Raw genomic sequence first — 17,772 nt, 5'->3', positions numbered from 1 at the left:
TTATGGAATGCAGAGCGCTTGTCGAGCCTCAACCGCCTGCCAGCGATCCCAGGACGAGCGCGAGGATCACGCCGAGGGCAGTGGCGATGCCGGCCAGGTGGTGATCTTCCTTGTAGGCTTGCGGAAACACTTCGGTTGCAAGGCTCGCTATCACCGCGCCGGCGGCAAAGCACCGGATGAGAGCAAGGACTTCTTCGCCCACGCCCTCGAGCGCCAGATTGCCGACGATGGCCGCGGCCGACAGGAGCGCGGCCGTCGCGACCCAGAGCAGCAGGATCTTGCCCTTAGACTTGCCTCCCTGCGCCATCTGGCGTGCGCCACCGGCGGCCTCGGGCAGGTTGGACAGCAGGATGGAACCCGCGAGCGCTGCGACTTCCAGGCTGCCCGCGCCGATCAGCGCCACGCCGAGCGCGAGGTTTTCGGGAATACCGTCGAGCGTGATCGCGGCGAGCAGTCCGCCGCCCGAATCGGAGCCCCATTTCTCGTCGATCAGGTAATCGACCGCGCTGAACACGATCGCGCCCGCGGCAACGCCCAGCATCGCGTGGTAGACGGAGCTCTTGTCGATGCTCGGCTGAATAAGTTCGGTGACCACCGACAGCAGCAGCGCACCGCCGGCCAGCGCGACCAGGAAGCCCTCGGTCTGCGGCTTCAGCGTGCCGTAAATGCCCCAGGCCGCGCCGATTATCAGCGCACCCGACACCACCAGCACGACGGTCAACATCAGCACCATGGAGCCACAACGCGGCACGCTTGACTTGGTTGCCGCGCAGACTGGGGAAAACCGTGCGCCGAAGGGCCGATTTCCTTGGGATCGGGGGCGCAGATCCCTATATGATCAGCATGGACGAAAACACGGGAAAGACGCCTGCCAACGGCGCGAACAAGAACGACTACGGCGCCGATTCGATCAAGGTCCTCAAGGGGCTCGACGCGGTCCGCAAGCGGCCCGGCATGTACATCGGCGACACCGACGACGGGTCCGGCCTGCACCACATGGTGTTCGAGGTGTCGGACAACGCGATCGACGAAGCGCTCGCCGGGCATTGCGACCTCGTCCTGATCGAGCTCAACCCCGATGGCAGCGTCAGCGTCGAGGATAATGGGCGCGGAATCCCGGTCGACATGCACAAGGAAGAAGGCGTGTCGGCAGCGGAAGTCATCATGACCCAGCTGCATGCGGGCGGAAAGTTCGAGAACACCTCAGACGACAACGCCTACAAGGTCTCCGGCGGCCTGCACGGTGTCGGCGTTTCGGTCGTAAACGCCCTGTCCGAATGGCTCGAGCTGGTCATCTGGCGCAACGGCCAGGAGCACTGGATGCGCTTCGAGCACGGCGACGCGGTGGAAAGCCTGCGCGTCGTCGGCGATGCGCCCAAGGTGGACGGCAATTCGGACGAGAACGGCTACAAGAAGGGAACGCGCGTCACCTTCATGGCCTCCGACGACACGTTCAAGAACGTGACGGAGTTCGATTTCGAGAAGCTCGAGCATCGCTACCGAGAACTGGCGTTTCTCAATTCGGGTGTCCGCATCCTGCTGCGCGACCGCAGGCACGAGGAACCCAAGGAGCACGACCTGTTCTACGAAGGCGGCATCGCGGCCTTCGTGAAATACCTCGACCGCAACAAGCAGCCTCTGGTCGCAGAGCCGATCTCGGTCAGCGCGGAAAAGGACGGCATCGGCATCGATGTCGCGCTCGAATGGAACGATTCCTACTACGAGAACGTGCTGTGCTTCACCAATAACATCCCGCAGCGCGACGGGGGCACGCACTTGGCCGCGTTCCGCGCCGCCCTGACCCGCACGCTCAACAATTACGCGACCTCATCCGGCCTCATGAAGAAGGAAAAGGTCAGCCTGTCGGGCGAAGACATGCGCGAAGGCCTGACCGCCATCGTCTCGGTCAAGCTGCCCGATCCCAAGTTCGGTTCGCAGACCAAGGACAAGCTGGTTTCTTCCGAAGTGCGCCAGCCGCTCGAAAGCCTGATGGGCGAGAAGATGACCGAGTGGCTCGAGGAAAATCCCGGCGATGCAAAGCAGATCATCCAGAAGGTGATCGATGCCGCCGCCGCGCGCGAGGCCGCCCGCCGCGCCCGCGAGATGAGCCGCAAGGGCGCGATGAGCGTCGCCTCGCTTCCCGGCAAGCTGGCCGATTGCCAGAACCGCGATCCGGCGGACAGCGAGCTGTTCCTGGTCGAGGGTGACTCGGCAGGTGGCTCGGCAAAGCAGGGGCGCGACCGCAAGTCGCAGGCGATCCTGCCGCTGAAGGGCAAGATCCTCAACGTGGAGCGCGCGCGCTTCGACCGGATCATCTCGTCGAAGGAAGTCGGCACGCTGATCCAAGCGATGGGCACCGGCCTGCGCGACGAGTTCAACCTCGAGAAGCTGCGCTACCACAAGATCGTCATCATGACCGACGCCGACGTCGACGGCGCGCACATCCGTACGCTGCTGCTGACCTTCTTCCACCGGCAGATGCCGGAGATTATCAAGGCCGGGCACCTGTTCATCGCCCAGCCGCCGCTGTTCAAGGTGAGCAAGGGCCGCAGCGAAGTCTATCTCAAGGACCAGGCCGCGCTCGATCGCTACCTTGTCGATGGCGGTCTCGACGGGCGCGAGCTCGAAACCGTGGACGGGCCGATCCCGGCACCGGGCCTGCGCCAGCTGGTCGAACACGCCTTGCGGATCCGCAACCTCCTCGCCTTCGTTCCGCGCAAGTACGACACGGCGATCATCGAGCAAATGGCGCTGTCGGGCGCGCTCGACCCCGAGCTCAACGCCGATTCGCGTCGCCAGGCGCTCGAACTGGCGGCACGGCGCATCCAGGCCGGCGACACCGAGGCACGCTGGACCGCGGTTCTCAACGATGACGGGTCGCTGCGCTTCGATCGCGTGTGGCGCGGCGTGACCGACGTCCACGATATAGATGCGAATTTCGTCGACAGCGCCGAAGCGCGCAAACTCCACCGGCTCGCCAGCGAACACGCCGAGGTCTTCGCTCAGCCGGTCCGACTGGTGAAGACCGGAACGGCGGCGCCCGACACCGTGCCCGACGACGCAGAGGACACCGATGAGGTGGAAATCGCGGCATCCGATGCCGATGCGCTGACCCGCCCGACCGAGCTGCTCGATGCCGTGCTGTCCGGTGGGCGCAAGGGCCTCTCGATCCAGCGCTACAAGGGCTTGGGCGAAATGAACGCGGAGCAGCTGTGGGAAACCACGCTCGACCCGGAAAACCGTGCGCTGCTGCAGGTCAAGGTGGAGGACGCCGACGTGACCGACGAGATCTTCACGCGCCTGATGGGCGACGTGGTGGAGCCGCGCCGCGAGTTCATCCAGGACAACGCGCTCAACGTCGCCAACCTGGATGTCTGATCTGCCTAGGTATTCCTGCGGATAGGAAAGCGGCCATAGCCTGAACCATGCTCGTGCCAGGGCGCAACTGTGCGATTGGCATGAAAAAGGAAAGTGGAAGCACGATCACAACCTGAGGCGCTGCCAACGCCTTTGCCGAGGATGTCGCCGATTGCCTCGCGGCCGGGATGCAGGAGCATTGTTCCAAGCCGCTCACCATCGCCCGCCTGCAGCAGGTGCTGGAGCGCTGGCTGCCCAGGCCCGGCGGCGGAGCGCGGCAAGCGGCCTGACGCTTTTCGAACGACTTGGCTTTGCGGTGCGTGGTCCGGCAAGCTAAGCCCCGGCCATGCGATTCACCCTGCTAGCCGCACTTTCCGCTCTCTCGCTCGGCGCCTGCGCCACCGTCCCGCAAGCCGACCGATCGCCTACCGCGGCGACCCACACGCTGCGCATCGTCGGGCTGAACGATTTTCACGGAAACCTCCAGCCGATCCCGCGCCAGTTCGGCGTACGCTTGAGCGAAACAGAGACTGTCACCGTCCCGGTCGGCGGGGCAGCCTGGCTTGCCGGCGCGGTCGAGACGGTCCGTGCAAAGGGCGACGACGTGCTGGTGATTTCCGCCGGCGACCTGATCGGGGCGAGCCCGCTGGTTTCCTCGATCTTCCTCGACGAGCCGTCGATCGGCGCGATGAACCGGATCGGCCTCGACTTCAACGCCGTCGGCAATCACGAATTCGACAATGGCTGGCAGGAACTGCGGCGGCTGCAGGACGGCGGCTGCGCGAAGTTCACCCTGCGCGAACCATGTCGGGTCGAGCAGCCGTTCGAAGGCGCAGACTTCAGCTTCCTGGCAGCCAATGTCGTCACCGACGAAGGCCGGACGCTGTTTCCCGCTTACGGAACCAAGACCTTCGGCCAGGGCGAGGATGCCGTCTCGGTCGCGATCATCGGCCTGACGCTCGAGGACACGCCAAACCTCGTCACGCCCAGCGGCGTCGCCGGGCTGCATTTCCGCGATGAAGCGGCGACCATCAATTCCCTCGTCCCCCAGATCAGGGAGCGCGGGATCGAGACGATCATCGTCGCCATCCACCAGGGGCTCTACAGCAATCTGCCCTATTCCGAAGGCGGGTGCGAAGGGATCAGCGGACCCTTGCTGGACATCCTGTCCCAGCTCGATCCGGCGATCGATTACGTCCACTCCGGCCATACGCACAACCAGTACGTGTGCGATTATGCCACCATCGATCCGACGAGGCATTTCATCGTCACGAGCGGTGGCTATGGCGGGTCCTACCTGACCGAAGCGGTCCTCGAGATCGACCGCAGGACGGGCGACGTCGTTGCTTCCAGTGCGAGCAACACGGTCATCCAGAGCGAGGGCAAGGACCGCGACGGGCGGCCGCTCCCGACCGACCCGCGGCTCGGCACGATCGTCCCCGATGCCAAGATCGCGGACTATGTCGCACGCTATGTCGCCGCAGCCAGCGACGCGGCCAACCGGCCCGTCGGCAAATTGGCCGGCCAGGCGGGCAAGCCGGGTCCGGCGACCGAGGAAACGAAGCTCGGCAACCTGATCGCCGACGGCCAGCTCGCCGCCACGCGCAGTGCGGGCGCGGTCATCGCGCTCATGAACAACACCGGCATCCGCGCAGACCTGACGCCGGCAGAAGACGGGTCGGTGACCTTCGGCGACATCTACGCGGTGCAGCCGTTCGGCAACGCGCTCGTCACCAAGACTTTCACCGGAGCCCAGCTGATCGCGCTGCTCGAACAGCAGGTCGACGATGACGGAGTCGTCCAGACGTTTTCGCCATCGAAGGGCTTTGCCTTCGCCTATGACATGACCCGGCCTGCCGGTAACCGCATCGTGTCCGCGAGCCTCGATGGGACGCCCATCGCGCCGCAGGCACGGTACCGTGTGACGATGAACAGCTTCCTGGCCGCCGGTGGCGACACGTTCACGGTCTTCAAGGACGGCGCCGATGCAGTGACCGGTCCGGTCGATCTCGACGCCTTTGAAGCCTACCTGGTCGCCGTTCCCGTGCGCGAACTGCCTTCGCTCGGACGCGTCACCGCGATCGACTGAGCAATCAGGGCGCGGTGCGCAACCCTGCCACGCCCGCCGAACCGCGATCCTCGCCCGAAAGCCCGGCGAAGATCGTCTCGACGATCCGTGCCAGCTTCGCCTCGGTCAGCCGCTCTTCCATGTACAGCAGCACGTCGGGCATGGTGTAGGGCGTGACCATCTGGTTGATGAGCGAGAGAGCCTCGTCGATCTCGAGCCCCGGGAAATGCCCTTCGGCCTGCGCCTGGGCGATGAGTTCGCAAGTGTAGTGATCCGCCAGGTCGACATAGGAGCGAACGCGTTCGAAGTGCGTACCACCAAGGTCGCAATAGGTCGCAAATGCCGACGGATCCCGGAGATAGCGATCGCGCTGGACCTTGAAGCGCCGCGCGAAGAATTCGTAGACCTTGCGCGTTATCGGCAGGTCCGATGCCAGCACCTCTTCCATGATCGCGATGTGGGGCGCGAACCATTGTTCGACGACCGCGTCGAACAGGTCTTCTTCTTCCGGGAAAATGCGCTCGATCCGGGCGCGGGCAATGCCGCTTTCGCTGGCGAGAGTGGCACGCGAGACTGCTTCGCCGCGCCGCTCGATCGCCTGCATTGCCGCCTTGACGAGGGCGTGGCGGTCTTCTGCTTCTCCGGTCATCCCGGCTGGTTCTCCACGTCCTCGGATCGCTGTACGCGCTCCAATGTAGGACGCGGAGAGCCGGTCTTAAAGCCAAAAGGCTCGCGATCACATCGTGGGCGTGTTGACCTTGGTATAGGCGTTACCCGCGGTGACCGCGCCGTTGAGCGGCGCATTCTCGTCTGCGAGGCGGTAGAGGTAGCCATCCGCCACTGCGTACACCTCGTTGGTGCCGCCTTCCTTGATCAGGATGCGGCTGTTGTCGCTGTACCAGTTGAAAGTGCCCGTGCTGGTCGAGCCATCGGCATTGGTGATCGTGTAGCCATCTTCCGGGCCCAGCACGATCGAACGGGTCGTGCCATCGGCGGCCTTCTGCGTATAGGTCCCGGCGTAATCGACCGATCCGCGCGCATCGAGCGGCGCCTCGGGATAGGCGACGGCGGTGTCCGCGGGCGTAGTCGCCGCGGTATCGTCGACGGTCGGTTCGGCCGTCTCATTGCCACCGCAGGCGGCAAGGCCGAGGGCGATCGGTGCAAGCGAGGCGAGAAGGATCCTGGTATTCATCTGGTTGTCTCCACTGAAGCGATTGTGTCTCCAACGGGCGGACCAGCCGTAAGTTTCGGATTTTTCAGCCGCGCGCCTTGGGGGGCATCGGAATGAAGGCGGAAGTTCTCGCGATGTAGTCGGCGTATTTGTCGCCCCGCTTCTTCTTCATCCCCGATTCGAGCAAGGCCGCGCCCGACCATTTCGTCAGCGTAAAGGTCAGGAAGATCGGACCGGCCACGGTGTAGAGCGCCCACTCCCACCCCGCCGACGCGGTGACCAGCCAGATGCCCCACCACGCACAGGCATCGCCGAAATAGTTCGGGTGCCGCGTGTAGCGCCACAGGCCGGTGTCGAGGATCTTGCCCTCGTTGGACGGATCGGCCTTGAACCGGGCAAGCTGCCAATCGCCGGTCCATTCGAAGAAGATGCCGACCAGGTAAAGCGCGATGCCTGCCCAGGCGATGCCGGCGACAGGAGCCGGTGCCTCGCTGGCGAGGATGCCGACCTGCGCGGGGCTGGAGACGAGAAACAGCAGCACCGCCTGGCCCAGCCACACCTTGGTCAGCGCGGCAAAGGCGAAGCGCCCCTTCTCGCGATCCTTGCGCAAGATGCGCTTGTAGCGCTGGTCCTCGCCCTCGCGCCGCCAGCGGCGCAGAAGGTGAATGCCGAGCCGGAATCCCCAGGCGCAGGTCATAGCCAGCAGCAGGCCGGCAAGCGCGCCTGGCCGCTCGAGCTGCAGCCAGCTGGTGATCGCCATGAGGCCCATCCCGGCGCCCCAGAAGCTGTCGATGAACGACACGTCGTCGATCCGCACCGAAATCGCCCATAGCGCCAGGACGACCGCCAGCAGGATTACCGCATTGACCAGCAGGGCTTCAACCATGTGTTTCCTCCTCGATGAGACGCTGCGCCTGCGCCTCGAGCACCTTGTAGCGGCTGAAGTCCGGCCGCTTGGAACGCAGGAAGCGGGCGATTTCCGCGAGCGTCTCGGCATAGCTTTCGCGCGGCATGATCGCCGGGCCGAAGCCGAGCCGGTGCTGCTTCGGTATCACCCAAGCAGGCACGATCGGCACGTTGGCGGCGCGCGCGATATGATAGAAGCCCGAGCGCCACTCCCCGTTCGACGAACGCGTCCCTTCAGCGGCGATCACGAGCGCGAGCCGGTCACGCTTTTCGAATTCGTCGGCAACCTGTTCGACGTAATTGGCCCGCTTGGTGCGATCGACGGGAATGCCGCCCATGTCGAACATGAAGTTGCGCATCGCGCCCGTGAACAGCGTGTGCTTGCCCATGAAATTGGGCCTGACACCCTGGGCCGCGGTGGCCCCGGTGAAGAATACGAAGTCCCAGTTGGAAGTGTGCGGCGCGCCGGCGATGACATACTTGGGAATGTCGGGCAGATCGCCTTCGATCCGCCAACCCTGCCAGCGATAGACCGCCTCTATGATCGCGCGCACGATGCGCGACGACAGCGACGGCTTGCGCTCTGTTTGCGTGGCCATGCCCTCTCCCTGAAAAATCGCCTTAGCACGCAAACCGCAAAAGGCGAGGCCTTGCGGCCCCGCCTTCCGTGACGAACCTTGAAACGCGTCTAGGCGTCCAAGCGGCCGGTTCGTGTCAAAGGGTCGTGCGTTGGGTGGACGTGGAGGTGACGGTGCCCTCCGCATCGATATCGCGGTCGATCACGACGGGTTCGCCGATCGCGGGATTGGGTCGGGGCGCATCGGTATCCGTGGTAGCCGGGCGCGCAGGAGCTTCGTCCATCCGGGTGCCGCGCACCGTCACGTCATCGTCGGGGGTCGCGATGTCGTCGACGAGGCGATCGAACAGCGCTTCGTAATGGTTGATCGCCTGGCGCAAATCCTCGGTCGAGGCTTCGCCCGCCTCGCACCGTTCGCATAAGGTGTGACCGGCGAGGTAATGCGTGGCCACGTCGGCATGTTCGACCGTGAGGTCTGCATGCTGGTGCTCGAAGTCAGACACCTTGTAGCCCTTGGACTGCATGACGTCGGTCAGCAGTGCATCGGCCTTGCCGACCGCAGCCTTCGGGTCGTCGACGAACAGCGCCTTGGTCGCCGTCCAGTCGGCGGCGTAGCGATCGTGCTCGGCAGGTGTCAGCTTGCGGATTTCGAGTTCGGCAACGCGCTTTTCGCGTTCGAGCAGGTCGGCTTCGGCCTTGCTGCGACCGCCGCGCGCATCGAGCGTGCGGTCGTATTCGTCGCCGAAGCGTTCGCGCAATTCCTTGGTCTGTCGGCGCTGCATGAGCAGCCAGCCGACAATAGCACCGGCTACCACGATCAGCGCGACGATCAGGAGTGTGGTAGTCTGGTCGTTCACGGGAACTCTCCTTGTTCCCCGTCCACCCCTTACGAGTCTCCCAACGCCGCTTGCGCTACTGCGTTCCTACATCCGGAACACGCCGAAGGCTGGGCGCTCTGCGATCGGGGCCTCGAGACAGGCGGCAAAGGCAAGGCCCAGGACGTCGCGGGTCTGCACCGGGTCGATCACGCCGTCATCCCACAGCCGCGCGGTGGCGTAATAGGGGTTGCCTTCGTCCTCGTACTTCTGCCGGATCGGGGCCTTGAAGGCTTCGGCCTCTTCGGGCGTCCAGCTGTCGGCGTCGCGGTGGACGGTGGCCAGCACGCTTGCGGCCTGCTCCCCGCCCATCACGCTGATGCGCGCATTGGGCCAGGTGAAGAGGAAACGTGGGGAATAGGCGCGGCCTGCCATCCCGTAATTGCCTGCGCCGAAGCTGCCGCCGATGACGACGGTGATCTTCGGTACGGTCGCGGTGGCGACGGCGGTGACGAGCTTTGCGCCGTGCTTGGCGATGCCCTCCGCCTCGTATTTCCCGCCGACCATGAAGCCCGAAATGTTCTGCAGGAACAGCAAGGGCACGCGCCGCTGGCAGGCGAGTTCGATGAAATGCGCGCCCTTTTGCGCGCTTTCAGAGAACAGCACGCCGTTGTTGGCGAGGATCGCGACCGGCATGCCCCAGATGTGGGCGAAACCGCAGACCAGCGTGCTGCCGTACTGCGCCTTGAACTCGTGGAACTCGCTGCCGTCGACGAGGCGCGCGATGATTTCCTTCACGTCGTAGGGCGCGCGCACGTCATCGGGCACGATTGCGTAGAGATCGTCCGCATCGAATTTGGGCGGGCGCGGCTCCTTCAGCGAGACGTCCTTCGCCGCACCGGTATTCTCTCCCAGGTGACTGACGATGTCGCGCACGATGGTAAGCGCGTGTTCGTCGTTCTCGGCAAGGTGGTCGACGACGCCCGATTTCTTCGCATGGAGGTCGCCGCCGCCGAGGTCCTCGGCGCTGATCTCTTCGCCGGTCGCGGCCTTCACCAGTGGCGGGCCGGCAAGGAAGATCGTGCCCTGGTTGCGCACGATGACCGTCTCGTCAGACATGGCGGGGACATAAGCGCCGCCCGCGGTGCAGCTGCCCATCACGCAGGCGATCTGCGGGATGCCGAGCGCCGACATATTCGCCTGGTTGAAGAAGATCCGCCCGAAGTGCTCGCGGTCGGGGAAGACCTCCGCCTGGTAGGGCAGGTTCGCCCCCCCGCTATCGACAAGGTAGATGCACGGCAGGCGGTTCTCCTGAGCGATTTCCTGTGCGCGCAGGTGTTTCTTGACGGTCATCGGGTAGTAGGAGCCGCCCTTCACCGTCGGGTCGTTGCACACGATCATCACCTGGCGACCCGAGACGCGGCCGATACCGCAGATCATCGAGGCGCCGTTGACGTCGCCTTCGTACATCCCGTTGGCGGCCAGCTGCCCGATCTCGAGGAAGGGGCTGCCCGGATCGAGCAAGCGCTCCACCCGCTCGCGCGGCAGCAGCTTGCCGCGGCTTACATGGCGTTCGCGGTGCTTCTCCGGCCCGCCCAGCGCGGCCTCGGCGACTTTCGCACGCAGCTCCTGCGCGAGGCCCTTGTTGTGCTCGAAGCGCGCCTTTGCCTCCGGGCTTTCCCGGTCGATTTTCGAGGTGAGTGCGGGTGCGGTCATCGTGTCTCCTTGGGGCCTCGCCCTAACGGTCTTGCATCGCATCGCCAAGCGGTCACAATGGAAACGATGTCGATCCGCCTGCTTGCAGCCGCGCTGCTGTTCATGTCTCTGTCGCAACCGGTTGCCGCGCAGGAGGGAGCTTACGTGCCCCCCGTACCGCCGCCGTGTCACAGGGTCGGCGATGTGCCTTCTCTGACCATCGAGCCGCAGGTAGCGGGAGAGCTGGCCGAAATCGGGCTCGACCGGGCGGCGATCTTCGAGAGGATGCAGGAAACCTCGATCCCCGAGACCATGGGTTGCTGGGCCATGCCGGTCGGCAATTTCGACAGCCAGCTGGTCTCGGTAGGCATGGCGCAATGGAATTACGGGACTGGGAGCCTGCAACCGGTACTCCTCGAATGGCGCAGTTCGTTCGGCTCGAAACGCAAGGCGAAGCGCGAGATCGCGCGGCTTGCTCCGGTATATGGCAAGCTGCTCTTCTCCAAGGACTGCCTCGCCGTGCCGGTGCGCGAGCCGTGTCGCGAAGGCATCCTCGCCGCGCACGGGCCGGACGGCAAGCTGAACCCCGTCATCATGGGCGAACTGACCGCGCTCTTCGAAAGCGCCCGGATGCTGCAGGTCCAGCTCGATCATTACCTCGACCTGCTGCAACTCGTGCGCGGCGACCTGCAGCGCGTCTTCCCCAATGGGCCGATCACCATGCGCAAGGTTCGCTGGGCGATCGATACGCGGGTGCAGCAGGGCGGGCTTCCCTCGTCGGAGGACATCAATCGTCTGCGCCGCAAGCTTTCGGCAATGCCGCGCGAGGAATACTGGCAGCGGCTCGATGCGATCTTCGGCTGGTACGACGCGATCTCGCAAACGATCGACCAGGACGGGATCGGGCGCGATTACGCGTGGAACGTCGCCCAGTGGCGCTGCATGCTCCATGCAGGGCGGATCGATCCTGAACAGTACGAGCTGCTCAACCTAACCTTCCTGCGCAGCCGCACGGCGACCGGCAATTCGGGGCGCTGGCAGGCACTGACCTTCTCTCGCAGGGCGAAGATCGTCCTCGGCGTCGGGAGCGTCAGCGGGGTTCGCGACGGGAACTGCGTGGCGGCCTAGCCTGCCGCCCCGATCAGCTCGCGCCCGATCAGCATCCGGCGGATCTCGTTCGTCCCTGCCCCGATGTCGAGCAGCTTGGCATCGCGCAGGTAACGCTCGACCGGCCAGTCGGTCGTATAGCCCGCACCGCCCAGCGCCTGGACGCTCTCGGCGGCCACGCGGAACGCGTTTTCGGATGCGAGAAGGATGCAGCCCGCCGCGTCGAAGCGCGTCGTCTGGTCGGCATCGCACGCCTTGGCGACGGCATAGGTGTAGGCGCGGGCCGATTGCAGCGCGACATACATGTCGGCGACCTTGGCCTGCATCAGCTGGAAACTGCCGATGGGCTTGCCGAACTGCTTGCGCTCGCGAAGATAGGGAATGACGGTGTCGAGGCACGCCTGCATCACGCCCAGCTGCAGCCCGGCGAGCACCACGCGCTCGTAATCGAGGCCGCTCATCAGCACACCGACGCCGCCATTCAATGGTCCCATGATGCGGTCTTCGGGAATATGGCAGTCGTCGAACACCAGTTCCGCCGTGGGCGAGCCACGCATGCCCATCTTCTCGATCTTCTGGCCGATCGAGAAGCCCTCGTCGCCCTTTTCGACCAGGAAAGCGGTTATGCCGCGCGATCCTGCATGACCATCGGTCTTGGCATAGACCACCAGCGTATCGGCATAGGGCGCGTTGGTGATCCAGAACTTGGTGCCGTTGAGCACGTAGCCGCCCTGAACTTCCTCGGCCTTGAGCTTCATCGAGACGACGTCCGACCCGGCGCTCGCCTCCGACATGGCGAGCGAGCCGACATGCTCGCCGGAAATCAGGCCGGGGAGGTATTTCGCCTTCTGCTCGTCGCTGCCCCAGCGGCGGATCTGGTTGATGCAGAGATTGGAATGCGCGCCATAGGAAAGGCCGACGCTCGCGCTCGCTCGGCTGACTTCCTCGACCGCGATGACATGCTCGAGGTAGCCGAGGCCGAGGCCGCCATCTTCGGGATCGACGGTGATGCCGTGGAGGCCGAGTTCGCCCATCGCGGGCCACAGTTCCTGCGGAAACCAGTCCTCTCGATCGACGCGCGCGGCGAGCGGGGCGATCTGCTCGTCGGCGAACCGCGCGACCGTCTCGCGGATCATCTCGGCGCTCTCGCCCAGCTGGAAGTCGAAATCGGGGGTCGCGCGCATGCTCTCTCCTGGCACGGTATGTGGTTTCGGTTGCAAGCGGCGCTTAGCGAAGCTGCCGGACGGGCGCAAACCGCGAACACGGACAAGCAGCGGCGATCTTTGACCTTTCGTTGCCGCACGCGCTAATGCCGCACCAAGCAACCGAAAGGCCGCGTGTGATGCGCATCATCCTTCCCCTCTCCTGCACCACGCTCGCGCTGGCGCTGCTCGCCTGCACGCCGGCAGAGGAGGCGGCGGCAGACAACGCGACCGCTGCCGATGTGGCTGCCGGGAACGAAACGACGCCCACGCCCACGCCGACCGGCAGCGACCAGCCGGATGGCCCGCGACCGATGATGCGCCACAGCGGCTGGCGCAGCGAAAGCGCGGACGGGTCGGTCTTTGCGACCTTCCTCGATGACGACGGGACCTATCGCGAACGCAAGAACGGCGAGCCGAACGGCACCGGCACGTGGAACATCCGCGACGACGATGCCCTTTGTTTCCTTCCCGATGGCGAGAATGTCGAGGGCGATTGCTGGGAGCTGGAAAACCAGGACAGCGAGGGCAATATGATCGCCATCGATTCTGCGGGTCGGCGGATCGAGTTGCAGCAGATCGATTACCAGCCGGCGGAAGAAGACTGATTCCGGAACAGGGCGCGTTCCTCCTCTTCGACGGCATCGCCCGGAATTTCGGTGACGTCACCGCGGTCGATGGCGTCGACCTGACCATCGGTGCGGCAAGTTTCGTCGCGCTGGTCGGGGCTTCCGGGTCGGGCAAGTCGACCCTGCTCAAGACGGTGAACCGGCTCGTCGAACCCAGCACTGGACGGGTCATCCTGGACGGCGACGACGTCGCCAGCCTGCCGCCGTCCGCGCTGCGGCGCTCGGTCGGCTATGTCTTCCAGGGGATCGGCCTCTTCCCGCACATGCACGTGGGCGAAAACATCGCGATCGGGCCGCGGCTGGCGGGCAACCCGATCGGCGAGGCGCGGATCGGCGAATTACTGGAGCTGGTCGAACTGGAACCGGCCATGGCGAGCCGGATGCCCGACGAGCTTTCGGGCGGGCAGCGCCAGCGGGTCGGCGTGGCGCGCGCGCTGGCCGGAGATCCCAAGCTGCTGCTGATGGACGAACCCTTCGGCGCGCTCGACCCGATCACCCGCGATGCGCTGGGCGAGCGGGTGCGCGCGCTGCACGACCGGCTCGGCCTGACGTCGGTCATGGTCACGCACGACATGACCGAGGCGCTGCTCCTGGCCGACCGCGTCCTGGTGATGGATGCAGGGCGCATCGTTGCCGATGAGACGCCTGCCGCGCTGCTCGCCGGGGCCGGCGGCGACATTGCCCAGGGCCTTGTCGCCGTGCCGCGGGCGCAGGCCGAGAAGCTGGCGGCGATGGAGCAATGAACGGCTTCTGGGACCACCTGCTGGGCCTCGGCGACAAGCTGGCCGCGCATGTCGTGCTGGCTGCCGCCGCGCTAGCACTCGGCATAATCGTCGCGCTGCCGGTCGCCGTCCGGGCGAGCCGATCGCAGACCGTGGCGCGCGTGGCCCTGGGTTTCGCGAGCCTGGTGCAGACGGTCCCGGCGCTGGCCTTGCTGGCGCTGTTCTTTCCGATCCTGCTGAGCCTGCGCGCCGTCTTCGGCGAGGGGCTTCCAACGCTCGGCTTCCTGCCCGCGCTGCTTGCACTGGCGCTCTATGCACTGCTGCCCATCCTGCGCAATGCGGTGACGGCGCAGGCCAATCTCGACCCCGGCGTGCTGGAGGCTGCCGATGGCGTCGGCATGACCAAATGGCAGAAGCTGCGGCTGGTGGAAGCGCCGCTGTCCGCGCCCTTCGTCATGGCCGGGATCCGCACCGCAGCCGTCTGGACCATCGGGGCGGCCACGCTCGCGACGACCATCGGCCAGCCGAGCCTCGGCGATCCGATCTTCGCCGGATTGCAGACCCAGAACTGGGCGCTGGTGCTGGCCGGTTGCGTGGCTTCGGCGGGTCTCGCGCTGGTTGCCGACTTCCTGCTCGGCCTTGTGGAACGCGGCTTTGCGACACGCACGAGGGCACTGTGGCTGGGCGGCCTCGTGGCGGTGGTGCTGGGGGTCGGCGCGGCATTCGCCTCGCAGATGGAATACGGCGAGGACGAGCGCGTGGTGATCGGGGCGAAGACCTTTTCCGAACAGCTGATCCTGGCCCGGCTGATCGGCCAGCGTCTCGAGGCGCAAGGGTACGAGGTCGAATATCGCGACGGGCTTGGCTCGGCCATCGCGCACAATGCCGTCGCCAGCGGGGCGATCGACATCCTCGTCGACTACACCGGCACGATCTGGACCAACCAGATGAAGCGCGAGGACACACCGCCGCGCGATGCCATGTACGCGGCCATCGTCCAGTGGGAGCGGGAGACCAGCGGGACGCATGTGCTCGGCCGGCTGGGATTCGAGAACGCATACGGGCTCGCCATGCGGGGCGAGGATGCGACCTTCGGCCAGTTCGAGAGCATCGCGGACGTTGCGGCACGCGGACAGGACTTGGTCATCGGCGGCGACCCCGAGTTCTTCGAGCGCCCCGAATGGATCGCGGTGCGCGATGCCTATGGCCTGAAATTCAAAGCGCAGCGCAATTTCTCTCCGACCTTCATGTACAATGCGCTCAAGTCGGGCGAGGCGGACATCATCAGCGCCTATACCTCGGACGGGCGGATCGCCGCGGACCGGTTGACCGTGCTCGAGGATCCGCGAGGCGCCTTCCCCAATTACGACGCGATCGTTCTCGTGAACTCACAGGCCGCGGCGGACGAGGAACTGCTCCAGGCGCTGGAGCCACTGGTCGACGCGATCGACGTAACCGCCATGCGCGAAGCGAATTTCAGCGTCGATCGCGAGGACGACAAGCTCTCGGCGGCGCAAGCTGCGCGGCGGCTGGCCGAGCGGATCGGGCGCTAGCCGGCGAAACCCGCTCCGTCAGGCCAGTCCGGAGCGGCAAGGCCCAGCACCTTGAACAGCGACCCCATTTCCTCGGAGTGAGCGAGACGACGGTGCGCGGCGCGCAATTCTTCCAGCCGTTGTGGCGCATTCCTCGCCAGGGCACTCGCCCGCGCGGCGAGCCCGAGGCTTTCGAGAAACGCACCCTGCTCCGCCAGCCCTAGGACCCTGGCGCCTGCTTCGCCAGCGACCTCGACGAGCGCGTGAAAATCGACCAGCGCGGTCAGGTCCGCCTCGCCCGGATGGGCGAAGGGATCGACCTTCTCGTGCGCGCGGACAGCCTGCAGGCTGGATCCCGTCCGCGGCTCGCCATAGCCGTAGTCGATCGCGAGCATGGCGCCGCCCTGGGCTGCGATCCGTCCGGCCAGCTCGCGCATGACAGCCGCGGCACCGGGATTGCTTTCGATGATCGTGCCCGCCGGCGCATCGGCAAACCGGGGCGGCACCACCTGGTCCATCGGCCGGTCGCCGGCGACGAAAGCGAAACCGGCCTCGTCCAGCCGCACCATGCGCTCGCGCCAGCCGCCCTCGCCGTCTGCCGTCTGCCGCACGATCTGGCGGATCGGCAGCGCGTCGAAGAACTCGTTGGCGAGAACCAGTAGCGGCACGTCGTCCGGCAGGCTCGCGGGATCGTCGTGGAACTGCGCATCGGGCAACGCCTCGCGCTGGATGGCGCGCAGGGCGGGCGAGGCCTCGACCAGATGAACCTGCGGCGCGAGACCCGCCCCGCCCATCACTCGCAACGCATCGCGCGCCAGCGTTCCGCGACCTGGACCCGCCTCGACATAGGCGATCCGCTCCGGCCGGCCCGCCCGCGCCCACATGTCGGCGAGCCAGGCGCCCAGCAATTCGCCGAACATCTGGCTGACTTCGGGCGCGGTGACGAAATCGCCGCCGCTTTCCCGCGCGGCCCCGAGCGGGTCGCGCGAGGCATAATAGAGCGCATTCGATTCGCCCATGTACTGGGGGACCGAGATCGGCCCGTGCGCGCGGATCAGCCGGCGGAAACGCTCCGCCGCATCGCCGCGGGCATGATCGCTCATGACGTCGTAGGAGCGGTCCCGGCCCCGGTCGCCGCGGGTGCAGTGGCCGCGCCACTCGCCAGCGGCGGGCGCATCAGAGACCAGATCGCGAGGCCGATGCCGACCAGGATCAGCGGGATGGTCAGCCACTGGCCCATGTTGAGGCCGGTTTCGCGCGCGAATTCCGCCAGCTGGGCGTCCGGCTCGCGGAAGAATTCGACGACGAAGCGGCCCGCCGCGATCCCTGCGGTAAAGATGCCGACCAGCAGTCCCGGACGGAAGCGCGCCCGCGTGCGCCAGAAGAGATAGAGCATCACGATGACCAGCAATGCGCCTTCGAGACCCGCCTCATACAGCTGGCTCGGGTGGCGCGGGACCTGCAGCGGATCGGTCGGAAAGATCATCGCCCACGGCACGTCGGCCGGGCGGCCCCACAGCTCGCCGTTCACGAAATTGGCCAGCCGCCCGAACAGCATCCCGAACGGGACGTTGACCGCGATGTAGTCGCACACGCGCAGGAACGGCAGCTTGCCGCGCCAGCAGACCCAGCCGATCGCGATCAGCACCCCGATCAGCCCGCCGTGGAAGCTCATCCCGCCTTCCCAGGTCTTGAGCACGTCGATCGGATTGTCCCACAGGCTGGGCATGTAGAAGATCGAATATCCCAGCCGTCCGCCCAGGATGATCCCGAGCGTGCAGTAGAAGAACAGGTCCTCGGCATGGCGCTGCGCCATCGGCGCGCCGGGTGCCTTAATCATCCTGGTCAGGTGCCAGTAGCCGAGCGCGATGCCTGCAAGGTATGCAAGGGCGTAGAATCGCAAGGTGAAGAAGCCGAGATCGATGCCCGGCCGCAACCCGAAATCTTCCCACATGATCGCATCGGAAGCGCTCTGGGCGAGCAGTAGTGAC

General features: G+C 65.8%; 16 protein-coding genes. 6 read left to right on the top strand and 10 right to left on the bottom strand.

Annotated features, from left to right (window positions below; all coding sequences use genetic code 11):
• Nucleotides 1–28 precede the first annotated feature (28 nt).
• On the bottom strand, nucleotides 29–733 hold the full coding sequence (locus GRI48_RS09760) for a ZIP family metal transporter (protein ID WP_160674705.1): 705 nt from the start codon (nucleotides 731–733) through the stop codon (nucleotides 29–31).
• A gap of 110 nt (nucleotides 734–843) precedes the next feature.
• Between GRI48_RS09760 and gyrB the strand changes: the two genes are divergently transcribed.
• Together gyrB and GRI48_RS09750 are read left to right on the top strand one after the other, a co-directional pair.
• Nucleotides 844–3,378 (top strand): DNA topoisomerase (ATP-hydrolyzing) subunit B, encoded by a 2,535-nt coding sequence (gene gyrB / locus GRI48_RS09755; RefSeq protein WP_160674702.1) that lies wholly within the window; start codon nucleotides 844–846, stop codon nucleotides 3,376–3,378.
• Nucleotides 3,379–3,703: 325 nt separating this feature from the next.
• A complete protein-coding gene (locus tag GRI48_RS09750; RefSeq protein ID WP_160674699.1) occupies nucleotides 3,704–5,446 on the top strand; it encodes a bifunctional metallophosphatase/5'-nucleotidase in 1,743 nt (580 codons plus the stop codon).
• A gap of 4 nt (nucleotides 5,447–5,450) precedes the next feature.
• Here GRI48_RS09750 and GRI48_RS09745 read toward each other — a convergent pair whose 3' ends face one another.
• The 6 genes from GRI48_RS09745 to GRI48_RS09720 form a co-directional block, all read right to left on the bottom strand.
• Entirely contained in the window at nucleotides 5,451–6,074 is a 624-nt protein-coding gene (locus GRI48_RS09745; RefSeq protein ID WP_160674696.1) for a TetR/AcrR family transcriptional regulator, read from the bottom strand.
• An 87-nt stretch (nucleotides 6,075–6,161) separates the two neighbouring features.
• Nucleotides 6,162–6,617 (bottom strand): hypothetical protein, encoded by a 456-nt coding sequence (locus GRI48_RS09740; protein ID WP_160674693.1) that lies wholly within the window; start codon nucleotides 6,615–6,617, stop codon nucleotides 6,162–6,164.
• A gap of 64 nt (nucleotides 6,618–6,681) precedes the next feature.
• The gene (locus GRI48_RS09735; RefSeq protein ID WP_160674690.1) at nucleotides 6,682–7,482 is read right to left on the bottom strand and encodes a DUF1295 domain-containing protein; all 801 of its coding nucleotides are present in this window, start codon (nucleotides 7,480–7,482) and stop codon (nucleotides 6,682–6,684) included.
• Nucleotides 7,475–8,101 carry a 1-acyl-sn-glycerol-3-phosphate acyltransferase gene (locus GRI48_RS09730; protein ID WP_160674687.1) on the bottom strand — a complete coding sequence of 209 codons (627 nt, stop codon included), beginning with the start codon at nucleotides 8,099–8,101 and terminating at the stop codon, nucleotides 7,475–7,477. Before GRI48_RS09730 ends, GRI48_RS09735 begins: the two co-directional genes overlap by 8 nt.
• A 115-nt stretch (nucleotides 8,102–8,216) precedes the next feature.
• Nucleotides 8,217–8,936, bottom strand: coding sequence for a hypothetical protein (locus GRI48_RS09725; RefSeq protein ID WP_160674682.1), 720 nt, complete (start codon nucleotides 8,934–8,936; stop codon nucleotides 8,217–8,219).
• Nucleotides 8,937–9,002: 66 nt separating this feature from the next.
• A complete protein-coding gene (locus GRI48_RS09720) occupies nucleotides 9,003–10,610 on the bottom strand; it encodes a carboxyl transferase domain-containing protein (RefSeq protein WP_160674679.1) in 1,608 nt (535 codons plus the stop codon).
• Nucleotides 10,611–10,676: 66 nt separating this feature from the next.
• Here GRI48_RS09720 and GRI48_RS09715 point away from each other — a divergent pair, with 66 nt between their 5' ends.
• The gene (locus GRI48_RS09715; RefSeq protein ID WP_160674676.1) at nucleotides 10,677–11,717 is read left to right on the top strand and encodes a hypothetical protein; all 1,041 of its coding nucleotides are present in this window, start codon (nucleotides 10,677–10,679) and stop codon (nucleotides 11,715–11,717) included.
• On the opposite strand, the gene GRI48_RS09710 is transcribed toward GRI48_RS09715, so the two are convergent.
• Nucleotides 11,714–12,880 (bottom strand): isovaleryl-CoA dehydrogenase, encoded by a 1,167-nt coding sequence (locus GRI48_RS09710; protein WP_160674673.1) that lies wholly within the window; start codon nucleotides 12,878–12,880, stop codon nucleotides 11,714–11,716. The two genes, GRI48_RS09715 and GRI48_RS09710, sit on opposite strands and share 4 nt — an antisense overlap.
• Before the next feature lie 158 nt (nucleotides 12,881–13,038).
• Between GRI48_RS09710 and GRI48_RS09705 the strand changes: the two genes are divergently transcribed.
• From GRI48_RS09705 to GRI48_RS09695, 3 genes are read left to right on the top strand one after another with little or no spacing between them, the layout of a single operon-like run.
• Nucleotides 13,039–13,506: a hypothetical protein gene (locus GRI48_RS09705; protein ID WP_160674670.1), complete on the top strand. Its 468-nt coding sequence runs from the start codon at nucleotides 13,039–13,041 to the stop codon at nucleotides 13,504–13,506.
• A complete protein-coding gene (locus GRI48_RS09700; protein ID WP_202389309.1) occupies nucleotides 13,503–14,270 on the top strand; it encodes an ATP-binding cassette domain-containing protein in 768 nt (255 codons plus the stop codon). The genes GRI48_RS09705 and GRI48_RS09700 overlap by 4 nt, the downstream gene beginning before the upstream one ends.
• Nucleotides 14,267–15,802 (top strand): ABC transporter permease/substrate-binding protein, encoded by a 1,536-nt coding sequence (locus GRI48_RS09695; protein WP_160674667.1) that lies wholly within the window; start codon nucleotides 14,267–14,269, stop codon nucleotides 15,800–15,802. The genes GRI48_RS09700 and GRI48_RS09695 overlap by 4 nt, the downstream gene beginning before the upstream one ends.
• Here the strand turns inward: GRI48_RS09695 and GRI48_RS09690 are convergent.
• A complete protein-coding gene (locus tag GRI48_RS09690) occupies nucleotides 15,799–16,884 on the bottom strand; it encodes a class I SAM-dependent methyltransferase (protein WP_237451805.1) in 1,086 nt (361 codons plus the stop codon). The two genes, GRI48_RS09695 and GRI48_RS09690, sit on opposite strands and share 4 nt — an antisense overlap.
• Nucleotides 16,881–17,735, bottom strand: coding sequence for a prolipoprotein diacylglyceryl transferase (lgt, locus tag GRI48_RS09685; protein ID WP_160675650.1), 855 nt, complete (start codon nucleotides 17,733–17,735; stop codon nucleotides 16,881–16,883). The genes GRI48_RS09690 and lgt overlap by 4 nt, the downstream gene beginning before the upstream one ends.
• Nucleotides 17,736–17,772 lie beyond the last annotated feature (37 nt).

The sequence above is a fragment of the Qipengyuania oceanensis genome, from assembly GCF_009827535.1.
GTDB classification, from domain to species: Bacteria; Pseudomonadota; Alphaproteobacteria; order Sphingomonadales; family Sphingomonadaceae; genus Qipengyuania_C; species Qipengyuania_C oceanensis.
Note: the sequence above shows the minus strand (reverse complement) of the source record. Positions and strands in the feature narration are given on the sequence as shown.